This is a genomic window from Streptomyces sp. NPDC006487 (assembly GCF_042870555.1).
In the GTDB taxonomy this organism is placed as follows: domain Bacteria; phylum Actinomycetota; class Actinomycetes; order Streptomycetales; family Streptomycetaceae; genus Streptomyces.
The window spans coordinates 66,066-77,833 of sequence record NZ_JBIAHN010000003.1; the positions used below are offsets into that span (position 1 = coordinate 66,066).

General features: G+C 70.4%; 9 protein-coding genes. 2 read left to right on the forward strand and 7 right to left on the reverse strand.

The genetic code is table 11. The features are described 5' to 3' along the window. Positions 1 to 48 precede the first annotated feature (48 nt). From ACFYM0_RS05490 to ACFYM0_RS05510, 5 genes are all read right to left on the reverse strand, one after another. Entirely contained in the window at positions 49 to 3,072 is a 3,024-nt protein-coding gene (locus tag ACFYM0_RS05490; protein WP_388496856.1) for an alpha-mannosidase, read from the reverse strand. Positions 3,073 to 3,164: 92 nt separating this feature from the next. Next, entirely contained in the window at positions 3,165 to 4,049 is an 885-nt protein-coding gene (locus ACFYM0_RS05495; RefSeq protein WP_388496858.1) for a carbohydrate ABC transporter permease, read from the reverse strand. After that, positions 4,046 to 4,939: a carbohydrate ABC transporter permease gene (locus tag ACFYM0_RS05500; RefSeq protein WP_388497691.1), complete on the reverse strand. Its 894-nt coding sequence runs from the start codon at positions 4,937 to 4,939 to the stop codon at positions 4,046 to 4,048. Before ACFYM0_RS05500 ends, ACFYM0_RS05495 begins: the two co-directional genes overlap by 4 nt. A 248-nt stretch (positions 4,940 to 5,187) precedes the next feature. Next, the gene (locus ACFYM0_RS05505) at positions 5,188 to 6,522 is read right to left on the reverse strand and encodes an ABC transporter substrate-binding protein (RefSeq protein WP_388496861.1); all 1,335 of its coding nucleotides are present in this window, start codon (positions 6,520 to 6,522) and stop codon (positions 5,188 to 5,190) included. A 524-nt stretch (positions 6,523 to 7,046) separates the two neighbouring features. Then, complete coding sequence (locus tag ACFYM0_RS05510) at positions 7,047 to 7,403, reverse strand: hypothetical protein (RefSeq protein ID WP_388496864.1); 357 nt, start codon at positions 7,401 to 7,403, stop codon at positions 7,047 to 7,049. A gap of 213 nt (positions 7,404 to 7,616) precedes the next feature. Between ACFYM0_RS05510 and ACFYM0_RS05515 the strand changes: the two genes are divergently transcribed. Beyond that, the gene (locus tag ACFYM0_RS05515) at positions 7,617 to 8,066 is read left to right on the forward strand and encodes a universal stress protein (protein WP_388496867.1); all 450 of its coding nucleotides are present in this window, start codon (positions 7,617 to 7,619) and stop codon (positions 8,064 to 8,066) included. A 36-nt stretch (positions 8,067 to 8,102) separates the two neighbouring features. Here the strand turns inward: ACFYM0_RS05515 and ACFYM0_RS05520 are convergent, their stop codons facing one another. Both ACFYM0_RS05520 and ACFYM0_RS05525 read right to left on the reverse strand, forming a co-directional pair. After that, entirely contained in the window at positions 8,103 to 9,083 is a 981-nt protein-coding gene (locus ACFYM0_RS05520; RefSeq protein WP_388496869.1) for a serine/threonine dehydratase, read from the reverse strand. 31 nt (positions 9,084 to 9,114) lie between these two features. After that, entirely contained in the window at positions 9,115 to 9,759 is a 645-nt protein-coding gene (locus tag ACFYM0_RS05525; RefSeq protein WP_388496872.1) for a TetR/AcrR family transcriptional regulator C-terminal domain-containing protein, read from the reverse strand. A 192-nt stretch (positions 9,760 to 9,951) separates the two neighbouring features. Here ACFYM0_RS05525 and ACFYM0_RS05530 point away from each other — a divergent pair, with 192 nt between their 5' ends. Next, positions 9,952 to 11,673: a ricin-type beta-trefoil lectin domain protein gene (locus tag ACFYM0_RS05530; protein ID WP_388496875.1), complete on the forward strand. Its 1,722-nt coding sequence runs from the start codon at positions 9,952 to 9,954 to the stop codon at positions 11,671 to 11,673. Positions 11,674 to 11,768: the final 95 nt, after the last annotated feature.

Sequence of the window (11,768 nt, forward strand, 5' to 3'; positions counted from 1 at the left end):
CGCGGGGCACCCCGGTCTTCGGGGCACACCGCGGGGCGGGGGCGGGGATCAGGCCCGGTGGAGGCGGACCGTGACGATCTGGAACGGGCGCAGGGCGAGAGGGACCGTGCCGTCCGGGGCGGGGGCGGAGACGGCCGTGCCCTCCAGGGGCCGTTCCAGGAGGTCGCTCTCGATCGCCGCCGAGATCGGGAAGCCCGCCGCCAGGGTGGCCCGCGCGCGGCCGCCGCGGGATTCGTAGAGGCGGACGATCACGTCGCCGCCGCGGTCCTCGGCGAGTTTCACCGACTCGACCACCACCGCGTCCGTGTCGACCGCGACGAGCGGGGCGACCGGGCCCGCGCCGCGGAGCACGCGCTCCGGCAGGTTCAGCGCGTGGCCCTCGCGGACCGCGTCACCGACGGCCGCGCCCGGGGCGAGCGAGAAGCGCAGGGTGTGCGCGCCCTGGTCGGTCTCCGGGTCGGGGTAGCGCGGGGCCCGCAGGAGGGAGAGACGGACGGTGGTGGTCTGGCCGCCGTCGGGGCGCATGTCCCGGGTCACGTCGTGGCCGTACGTGGAGTCGTTGAGTACCGCGACTCCCCAGCCCGGCTCCTCCGCGTGGATCCAGCGGTGGGCGCAGATCTCGAACTTGGCGGCCTCCCAGGAGGTGTTGGTGTGGGTGGCCCGGTGGACGTGCCCGAACTGCGTTTCGGAGGCGGAGCGTTCGGCCTTGACGTCCAGCGGGAAAGCCGCCTTGAGGAACTTCTCCGTCTCGCGCCAGTCCACGTCCGTGACGATGTCCACCGTCTTGGCCCCGGCCCGGAGAGTGACCGTCTGGACGACGCGGGACAGGCCGAACGAGCGGGTCACCCGTACGGTGCACGATGACGGGCCGGCTTCGGCGACTTCCAGCGCGTCCACGTCCACCAGGTCGGTGACCTTGTTGCGGTAGAACTCGTCGATGTCCCACGCGTCCCACATGTTCGGGAAGTCGGGGTGGATCTGGAGCAGGTTCGCGGCGGCCCCCGGCGCGACCGATTCGCGCCCGGCCTCCAGGTCGTACGCCGACACCATCAGCCCGCGGCCGTCGATCTCCACGAGGAGCCGCCCGTTGGCGAGGACATGGCCGCCGCCGTGCCGTTCCTCCACCGTGACGGCCTGCCCTGCCGCCGTCGGCAGGCCCGCCCCGCCGGCCGGGATCCCGCGCCGGGCGTGCGGGGCGCAGTTGAAGACGAGCTCCTCCTCGCCTTCCCCCGCGAGGGCTGTCTGCGCTGCCACGGTGATCGCCGTCAGCTCCTCCCGCACCTTGGCGTACGTCTCGCGCGCCTCGCGGTGCACCCAGGCGATGGAGGAGCCGGGGAGGATGTCGTGGAACTGGTGGAGGAGCACGGTCTTCCAGATCCGCTCGAGGTCCTCGTACGGGTACGCGTACCCGGGGACCTTCACGGCCGCGGTGGACGCCCACAACTCCGCCTCGCGCAGCAGTGATTCGCTGTGCCGGTTGCCCTGCTTGGTCTTGGCCTGGGAGGTGTAGGTGCCGCGGTGCAGCTCCAGGTAGAGCTCCCCGGCCCAGACGGGCGCGTCCTCGTACTCGGCGTGCGCCTTCTCGAAGAACGCGTCGGGGCGCTCGATCTCCACGCGCGGGGAGCCCTCGAGGTCCCGCTGCCGCTTGGCGCGGCCGAGCTGCTCGCGGGTCGGGCCACCGCCGCCGTCCCCCCAGCCGAAGGGGGCGAGCGAGCGCGAACCCCGGCCCTTCTCCTGGTAGTTGCGGGCGGCGTGCGCCAGCTGGGCTCCGCCGAGGTCGCAGTTGTAGGTGTCGACCGGCGGGAAGTGCGTGAAGACGCGGGTGCCGTCGATGCCCTCCCACCAGAAGGTGTGGTGGGGGAACTTGTTGACCTGGGACCAGGAGATCTTCTGCGTCAGGAACCACTTCGAGCCGGAGAGCTTGACGATCTGCGGCATGGCGGCGGTGTAGCCGAAGGAATCGGGCAGCCAGACGTTGTTCGTCTCGATGCCGAACTCGTCCATGAAGAACTTCTTGCCGTACAGGAACTGGCGGACCATGGCCTCGCCGCCGACCATGTTGGTGTCGGACTCGACCCACATGCCGCCGACCGGCACGAACTGCCCGTCGGCGATCTTCTTCTTGACCCGTTCGAAGAGCTCGGGCCGGTAGGCCTTGATCCAGTCGAGTTGCTGCGCCTGGGACATGGCGAAGACGAACTCGGGGTGCTCCTCCATCAGGCCCAGCATGTTGGACGTGGTCCGCGAGACCTTGCGCACGGTCTCGCGCAGCGGCCACAGCCACGCGGAGTCGATGTGGGCGTGACCGATCGCACTGATGCGGTGCGCGGAGGAGTTGGCGGGGGCGGCCAGGACCGCGGCGAGGCGCGCGCGGGCGTCGGCCGCCGTGCCGGGGACGTCGCAGAGGTCCACCGCGTCGAGGGCGGAGTCGATGGCGCGCAGGATCTCGTAGCGCCGGGCATCGCGCTCGTCGAGCTGCGTCATCAGGTCGTAGAGGACTTCGAGGTCCTGTACGAGTTCCCAGACCTCGGTCTCGAAGACGGCGAGGTCCATCCGGGCGAGCCGGTAGAGGGGCTGGTCGCCGCTGGTCTGCCTGTCGCCCTCGTAGGTGACCGCGTGGTCGACGAGGATCGGGTTGGAGGCGCCTTCGACGTACCACTCGATGCGCTCGCCGCCGGCCGCGCGGTCGGCGACGCGCACCCAGTCGTTGTACGGGTTGAGCGCCTTGACCTCCCCGCCGTCGGCGCGGTGGACCAGGCCCTCACACTGGAAGCCGGGCATCATCCGGTCGAAGCCGAGGTCGAGCACGGCTTCGACGGTGAGGCCGGCCCAGTGCGCGGGGACCGTGCCGGTGACCTTGAACCAGGTGGTGCCCCAGGCCGGGCCCCACATCTCGCCGATGGCGCAGGGCTCGTACGAGGCGGCCAGACCCTCGGCCACGGGGACGGGCTCGCCGGGTGCCTCCCAGCGCTCGACGGTCAGCGGGACCGGCCGGGAGTGGACGGCGGGCTTGATGCGCTCCTTGAGGACACGGCGGAGGCGGTGTTCGGCGATGCTGCGGTCGTCGTGCATGACGGCTGCTCCAGAGTGGGATGGACTGCGATCCTGCGGTCGGTGGGTCTGGTCTGGCCCGGTCAGGTCGGGTCTGGCCCGGTCGGACGAGGTCAGGTCTTGACGGCTCCCTCGCCGACGCCCTTGAAGAAGAAGCGCTGGAGGGCGAAGAAGAGCAGCATCATCGGGATCAGCGCGGCCATCGCACCGGCGGCGATGATCCGCTGGTCGCTGACGGTGGTGGCGCCGGCCAGGGTCTTCAGACCGAGCTGGAGGGTGTAGTTGTCGCTGTTGGTCAGCACCAGCAGGGGCCAGAGGAAGTCGTCCCAGGCGCCCATGAAGCTGGTGATGCAGACGACGGCCAGGGCTCCCTTGGCGGCGGGAAGGAAGACCCGGGTGAAGCGGGTCCACTCGTTCGCGCCGTCCAGGACCGCGGCCTCCTCGACCTCCTTGGGGACGGAGAGGAAGGCCGAACGCATGATCATGATGTTGAGGACGGAGACCGCGCCGGGCAGCCAGACACCGATGAGGGTGTCGACCAGGCCCATCTCGCGGACCGTGAGGAACATCGAGATCATCACGGACTCGAAGGGGAACATCAGCGTCGCCACCAGCACGGTGAAGACGACCTTGCGGCCCTTCCAGGCGGCCCGGGAGAGGGCGTAGCCGCCCATGGCCGCGAAGAGCATGTTCGAGGTGATGGCGAGGAGCGCCACCGTCAGGGTGTTGCCGACGTACTGGAACAGCGGGAACGACTCGGCGACCCGGAAGTAGTTGTCGAGGGTGGGCTGCGAGGGCAGCACCCCGTCGTACACGTTCTCGGTGCGGCCGCGGATCGAGGTCAGGAACTGCCAGACGATCGGCCCGAGCATGACGACGAGCATCAGCAGGAGCGTGGCGTACCGGCCGGCGAGGCCGATCCAGTACCGCCGCGCGTCGGCTCCGACGCGCTTGCCCGCCTTGTTGCCGAGGGAAGTGAGGGAAGCGAGGGAACTCAACTTTCGTCTCCCTTCGAGAGACGGCGGCCCAGCAGGCTGAAGACCAGCGTCAGGAGGAACAACAGGATGGAGATGGCGGCCGCGTAACCGGTCTCGCCGGAGAAGCCGAGGCCGACCTGCCGGATGAGGAAGGGCAGGGTACGGGCGCCTCCGCCGGGACCGCCGCTCTCGCCGCCGAGGATGTAGATCTCGGTGAAGACGCGGAGCGCGGAGATCGCGGAGAGGGTGCCGACCAGCAGCATCATCGGCTTCACCTGGGGGACGGTGATGCTGAAGAAGCGGCGGACCGGACCCGCGCCGTCCAGCGCGGCGGCCTCGTAGAGCGAGGTGGAGACGTTTCCGAGGGCCGCGAGGTAGAAGACCATGTAGTAGCCGAGGCCCTTCCACACGGTCACGATCATCGCGGAGACCAGCAGCATGGTGCTGTCGGTCAGGAACGGGATCGGCTCGGAGATGATCCTCAGCTTCTGGAACAGCGTGTTGACCAGGCCGTCGCTGCGCAGCACCCACTGCCAGATGAGGCCGACGACCACGGCCGAGGCGATCACCGGGGTGTAGAACGCCGAGCGGAAGAAGCCGATGCCGGGGACCTTGGTCTGCACGAGGACCGCGAGGGCCAGCGGCAGGAAGACCAGGCACGGGACGACGACCACGAGGTACAGCACGCTGTTGCCGGTGGCGACCCAGAAGTCGGGATCGGCGAAGGCGCGGGTGTAGTTGTCGAAGCCGACGAACCCGCCCCCGCGCAGGATCTGCGCGTCGGTGAAGGAGAGGATCACGGTGTTGACGAACGGCCAGAGGCTGAACGTCATCACCATGATCAGGCCCGGCGCGAGGAAGAGGTACGGGGTCCACCACTTGCGGTGGCGCAGCCCGGTCTCGGCCTCCATGGCCTTCTTGGCCCGCTTCGCCTCCTTGGACCGCCTCGCCGTCTCGGGCCGCTTCGCCGTCTGGGGCCGCTTCGCCTTCCCGTGCCGCTCCGCCTTCCCGGCCCGCTCGGACCGGGCCCGCACCGTGTCGAGGGTTGGGGCGGCGGCGGGCGCGTCCCCCGACGGTCCGGGCTTCTCCCACAGTTCCGGTCCTGAGGATGGACCCATGGCGTCTTGCTCTCCTTTCTCGGGCTTCTCCGCTGCCGCCGTCACTGCCGGGCCGTCTTGGCGAGCAGCTTGTTCGCCTCCTCCTGCGCCTTCCTCACCGCCGTCCTGGCGTCCTGCTCGCCCTTGATGGCCTTCTGCATCTCGCGCACGACCACGTCGCCGACCTGGTTGGTCCACTGGACGGGCGTGTTGGCGTCGAGGGCGGCGGTCTTCAGCTGCTCGGCGCCGACGGCGCGGGCCAGTGTCTCCGCGTCCTTGCCGTCGCCCCTGTCGGTGAAGAAGGGGTCGGCGAGGCCGATGGCGTTGGACGGATAGATGGTGGCGTGCTTCGAGAAGTCCACCTGGTTGGGCCCGTTGGTGAGCCACTTCGCGAACTCGGTCGCCGCGTCCATGTGCCGGGTGTCCTTCTTGATGCCGAGCGACTGGGCGTAGATGCCGATGTGGCCGAGCTGCCCGGTGACCGCGTTCGCGACCTGCGTGTTCGCGTAGATCTGCGGGGCGTTCTGCTTGATGTCCTTGACGAAGCCCGGGGAGCCGGGGCCGAATACGATCTTTCCGCCGCCGTAGAGCTGGTTGATGTCGTCCTGCTTGAGCAGGGACTCCTTGGGCATGGCGCCCTTGGCGTACAGGTCCTTCATCCGCTCGACCCACTCGACGGCCTTGCCGGTGTCGAAGGTGAACCGGTCCTGCTTCTCGTTCAGGATCGGGATGCCCATCTTCTGCCAGTCCCCGGGCAGCCGGCCCTTGGGGTCGGCCATGAAGGCGGAGTACTTGCCCCCGGACTTGGCGGCGATCTGCTCGGCGTAGTCGAAGAACTGCTCGATGCTGGTCGGCGGCTCGGCCGGGTCGAGACCGGCCTTCCGGAAGAGGTCCTTGTTGTACGTGAGGATCTCCGGGGTCACGTACCAGGGGTACGCGAACACGCTGTCGCCCTTGCCGGGCAGCTTGAACTGCTCCCAGGCCCCGGGGACGTACTCCTTGGCGACCTCGGGGTCGAGCTTCGCCACGTCGGCCAGCATGCCGCGGTCGCCGAGGAGCTGGAAGGAGTCGGTGGAGAGGTTGACCACGTCGGGGAGGGCGCCGGCCTGGGCGTCGGCGACGATCTTCTCGTTGTAGCCGTCGCCCGGCACGTCCTCCCATTTGACCTTCACGTCCGGGTACTTCTTCTCGAACGCGTCGATGACCCCCTGGACGTACGACGTGAACACGGGCTTCAGCTGGAGGGTGCGGAACGTGATCTGACCAGCCACCTTGCCGGTCTTCTCCCCCTCCTCCACGTCTCCGGCGCCACCGCTCATGCCACACGCGGAGGTCGCGAGGAAAGTCCCGGCCACGAGCGTGGTGATGGCATAACGGGTCACGTTCCTACGGGTCATCGTCGCCGCCTTCAGGGGGAGTTCCGGCCTCGTCGCCGGATCACTGGGCCCAAACTCACCCGAAATCAAGATCCCGTCAATATGACCGAAGCCCCGACCGGCAGGTACCCGTACGCCCCGAATTACGACAGCGCGGGGACAGATAGTCCGAAAGTCACTCCACTGAAACCATCCTGACCTGTACTGATGCGCTTTAGTCCTTATTTCCGCTGGCGTGATATCGATTCGGCAACGAACGCGCTCGCCCGCTGGATATTGACTCCTTATCGCCGGTTAACCAAAACTTGCACTAATGCGGTTTATCCAGCGCAGCATCACATCGTTTACCCGCATACCGCACAACAGCTCCGCCACTCCTGCCGACCCCACCCACACGGATCGTCCGGCTCGATCTCCATCGGGGGCCGCGACGTCACGCACCTGCCGCCCATGACCAGGAGCTGCGCTCCCGCCGCGAGTTCGGTGAGGGTCGCGGCGGGGTTCCCGTCGCGGGAGAGGACGGTGACGGGCAGGGACCGAAGGCCCTACTTCACGCGGTAGTCGGCCTTCTCGGCGAGCTTGCCGTCCTTGTAGCAGAAGCGCAGCACCGTGTCGCCGTTCCCGGAGTCGGACAGGTACCAGGAGCACTGGCTGCCGACGGGTACGGCCGGGCCGCCGTCCTTGAGCGCCGAGGTGACGAAGCTTTCGCCGGACGGCAGTTTGGCGCGGACCTCGGCCTCGGGGTCGCCGACGCTCACGGCCTCGTACACCTTCTGGTCGACGAGGGTCTTGTCGGCCACGTCCATGACCTTGCCCACCCCGAACAGCAGCGCCACGAGCAGTCCGATCCCCAGCACCCCGGCCACCGCACAGCCGATCAGACATCCATTGCGTCGCGCCACGTCGAACTCCTCGTTCTGCTGCCGTGGGCCATGGTCCACGGCCCATCCGCCGGGCGGCTCCCGCCCGTCCTCCCGACTCTCGCAAGCGGGGGCGGCCCCCTGCTGTTCTCCAAAGTCTCGGGTCCGCGCAACGATCGTCGTTCGAGGTCGGACCGGGTACGGCGTGTATACAGGGATGAGAACGATCATTCGGACGAAACGTGAGGAACCATCGTGAGCCAGAACACCGAGCCTCTGATCGTCGTCGGCGTGGACGGTTCGAACCATTCGAAGCAGGCCCTGCGCTGGGCCGTGGCCCAGGCGAAGGCCATCGGCGGCCGCGTGCACGCCGTGATGAGCTGGGAGTGGAACACCAACCCCTTCGGCATCAGCCCGGCCGAGCAGACGGAGCTGGTGCACGCCGAGGACTCGGCCCGGCAGAAGCTCGCGGACACCGTGGCGGAGGCGGTCGGCACCTCGCCGGGCGTTCCGGTCTTCCGCCGGGTGGAGCAGGGCTCGCCCGCGCAGGTGCTGGTGGAGGCCTCGAAGGAAGCGGCCCTGACGGTCGTCGGCACCCGCGGCTACGGCGGCATCAAGGGCGCGCTGCTGGGCTCCGTGAGCCAGCAGGTGGTCCAGTACGCGGCCAGTACGGTCGTGGTGGTCCGCGAGGACGGCTCCGCCTGAAGGGCGGCTCCTTGCGAGCGGCGCCTGCGCCGCTGCTCAGGAAGCGGCGCCGCCCAGGTCCGCCGGATCGGTGTTGGCCCCGCACAGCACCACGGCGACGCGCTCGCCGAGCGGCCCGGACGCGGTGCGTACGGCCGCCAGGGCGGTGGCCGCGCCCGCTTCGACCACGATGCGGTGCTCGTCCCAGAGCGCGCGCCGGGCGGCGGTGATCGCCGCGTCGGGGACCAGGACCGATGCGGCATTCGACGCCTGCACGGCCGCCAGCGCGTCCGCGGAGACCCGGGTGGCTCCGAGCGAGTCGGAGGCCACCGAGTCCACCGGGACGTCCACGAGCCGGCCGGCTTCCAGGGCCGCGTTCAGGGCCCGGCAGTTCTCCGGCTCGGCCGCGACGACCCGTACGCCGTGTGCCCGCGCGGCGGTCGCGATGCCGGCGAACAGCCCGCCTCCGCCGACCGCGACGACGACCGTGTCCAGGCCGGGCAGGGCGGTTCGGATCTCGTCGAGCAGGGTCCCGGCGCCCGCGGCGATGAGCGGGTGGTCGTACGCGTGGCTGCTCAGCGCCCCGCTCCCGGCGGCGAACTCCCGGCAGGCGGCGAGCGCTTCGGCGTACCGGTCGCCGACGAGCCGTACGTCGGCCCCGTAGCCGCGCAGCCGCTCCACCTTCACGCGCGGGGCGGTGACGGGCAGGAACACGGTGGCGGGTACGGACTCGGCGCGGGCCGCCCAGGCACAGGCGAGGCCGGCGTTTCCGCCGGAGGCGATGGTGACCCCGGCCTCGGGAAGGGTGCCGGCGGCGCGGTGGGCGGCGAGGAAGTTGCGGGCGCCGCGCGCCTTGAAGGAGCCGGTGTGCTGGAGGTACTCCAGGGCGTACGAGATCCCTCCGTCCGCCGGTATCACCGTGACGGGCCGCACGGCCCCGGCGATCCGGCCGGCGGCGGCGCGCACGGCCCCGTAGTCAAGGGGCACCGCGTCAAGGGGCACCGCGTCGAGCTGCACCGCGTCGAGCTGCTGTTCCATGGATCCGCACTCCTGTCGTTCGGGACTCGCCTCAGGCTCCGGCGGGCCGGTTCGCCTCGATCAGCTGGCGCAGGGCGCCGTAGTACACCTCGTGGTCGGTCAGGGCGGGCAGTACGTCGGCCAGCCCGGCCGAGAGCACGGGGAACTCGGCGGGGTCCAGGGCGGCCAGCGCCGCGCGCGAGGCGGCGGTGGCCGCGGCCGGGTCCCGGTGGTCGACGAAGGCCGCGCTGCCCAGGGTCAGCAGGTACATCCGCCGGTACGCGGTCATCGCTTCGGCGGGAGTCATCCCGGCGGCCACGCTGTCGGCGAGCGCCGGTTCCACGAGCCGGGCGAGCAGCTGGCGGCCGAGCCAGGGGCGGCCGCCGCGCAGGATCATCAGCCCGGGGTGGGCCGCGAGGAGCCGGTAGAGGGAGGTGAACCGCTGCTCGGTGGCTTCGGCCCAGCCCGCCGCGGCGGAGATCCGCGGCAGCTGGGCGGCGAGGTGTTCGGTGCAGAGGTCGAGCAGGCCCGCGAGGTCGGCGCAGCGGCGCTGGACCGTGGCGTGCGAGACCTCGAGCCGTTCGGCGAGCGCGCGGAAGCTGAGCGCGGCGGGCCCCTGCTCGTCGAGGATCCGCAGGGCGGCGGCGGCGATCGCCTCGGGTGTGGCGCGGTCCAGGGCCACTGATCTTCTCGGCATGAGATACATCGTATCAGCCGTCGTATCATCCAGCGTCACATCCACCGTACGGAACGGCGTATCAACCCCGTCGCATGCGCTCGACTACACCCATATTGCTGGTCATTGACCAATAACCCCCGACTTATGTTGACAGCGGGTAGTCACACCGCTGCACTGAGCCCTCGACAGCCCCCACGTCAAGGAGACTCCGTGCCGCCTCGCCTGCGTGCGTCGCTCCCCTGTCTGACCGCGGCCGCCCTGCTCGCCCTCGCGCTCTGCCCCGCCCCTGCTGCGGCCGAGCCCCACGCGACATCGGACACCCCGCTCGCGCTCACCCCGCCCATGGGCTGGAACAACTGGGCGCACTACATGTGCGACATCGACGAGGCCAAGGTCGTGGCGAACGCGGACGCGCTCGTGGCCACCGGCCTGGCCGCCAAGGGCTACGACACCGTCACCATCGACGACTGCTGGATGACCAAGAGCCGTGACGCCGAGGGCAATCTGGTCGTAGACACGCAGAAGTTCCCGCACGGCATGGCCTGGCTCGGCGCGTACCTGCACGACAGGAAGCTGAAGTTCGGCATCTACCAGGACGCCGGCTCGCTCACCTGCGAGCGCTACCCCGGCAGCGGCTCCCCGGAGGGCGGCGGCCCCGACCACTACGCCCGCGACGCCCGGCAGTTCGCCTCCTGGGAGGTGGACTACGTCAAGATGGACGGCTGCAACCTCTGGGTGCCCGAGGGCAAGACCAAGGAACAGGCCTACCGGGACGCCTACAACTCCGTGGCCAAGGCGCTGCGCGACAGCGGCCGGGACATGGTGCTGTCCGCCTCGGCGCCCGCCTATTTCCAGCAGGGCGAGTGGGGCGGATCCGACTGGCACAAGGTGATCGACTGGGTCGGCGAGACCGGCCAGCTGTGGCGCGAGGGCCGGGACATCAAGGTCTACAAGCCGGCCGCTCCGAGCACCTCGCGCTGGAGCTCGGTCATGGGCAACTACGGCTACAACCGCTGGCTCGGCCGGTACGCGGGTCCCGGCAACTGGAACGATCCCGACTTCCTGATCGCGGGCGCCCCCGGACTCAGCCCGGCGGAGAGCCGCAGCCAGGTCGGCCTGTGGGCCATGATGGCCGCGCCGTTCATCCTGTCCTCGCAGGTCTCCGAGCTCACCCCCGAAGGGCTCGCAGCCCTCGGCAACACCGATCTGATCGCGCTGGACCAGGACCCGATGGGTGTCCAGGGCGCGGTGGTCTCCTCGAACGCCACCTTCGACATCCTCGTGCGGCCGCTGGCCGGCGGGGACCGTGCGGTCGCCGTGCTCAACCGGTCCGCCGCCGCCCGTGACATCCGCGTACCGCTCGACGAGCTCGGGCTGGGGCTGGGCTCATGCAGCGTCGACGCGAAGGACCTGTGGACCGGTGAGACCCGCGAGGTGTCCGACACCCTGACCGGAACACTGGCCGCGCACGACACGGGCGTCTGGCGGCTCACCCCGCGCACCGGCTGCGCCGGGGCCGTACCCACCGGGCAGATCGCCGGCCGGGGCGCCGGCACGAGCGCCGCCTGCGCCGACGGGGCGAACACCACCGGCGTCGGCGCGGTCGTGATGGCCGCCTGTACGGGCGCACCCGACCAGCGCTGGACCCTGGGCCGGTACGGCAGCCTGCGCCTGGCCGGCGCCTGCCTGTCGGCGGGCGAGGAGGGCCTCGTGGAACTGGCCGACTGCTCGGGCGATCAGCGGCGCCGCGAGCCGGGCCAGAGCTGGACCCCCCGCCGCGACGGGGCCCTGGTCGAGGACGCGAGCGGGCTCTGCCTGACGGCGCCGGCCCCGGCGGCGGCCCCCGTCGAACCGGGCACCCCCGCCGAGCGGCTCCGGCTGACGCCCTGCGGTGACCACCAGGTCGACCAGGCCTGGGCGCTGCCGGTCTGACGGCCCGCCCCGTGGAGAAGCAGACGAGGCATCAGACGAGGAAGCAACCCACCGAGCCGAGCGAGCCGGCCGCAACGCCGGAGCCGGCCGAGACG

Bases quoted from the DNA above. Each gene is read 5' to 3' on its own strand.
- ACFYM0_RS05505 (WP_388496861.1), bottom strand. From the start codon at position 6,522: ATGACCCGTAGGAACGTGACCCGTTATGCCATCACCACGCTCGTGGCC.
- ACFYM0_RS05525 (WP_388496872.1), bottom strand. From the start codon at position 9,759: ATGCCGAGAAGATCAGTGGCCCTGGACCGCGCCACACCCGAGGCGATC.
- ACFYM0_RS05500 (WP_388497691.1), bottom strand. From the start codon at position 4,939: ATGGAGGCCGAGACCGGGCTGCGCCACCGCAAGTGGTGGACCCCGTAC.
- ACFYM0_RS05520 (WP_388496869.1), bottom strand. From the start codon at position 9,083: ATGGAACAGCAGCTCGACGCGGTGCAGCTCGACGCGGTGCCCCTTGAC.
- ACFYM0_RS05490 (WP_388496856.1), bottom strand. From the start codon at position 3,072: ATGCACGACGACCGCAGCATCGCCGAACACCGCCTCCGCCGTGTCCTC.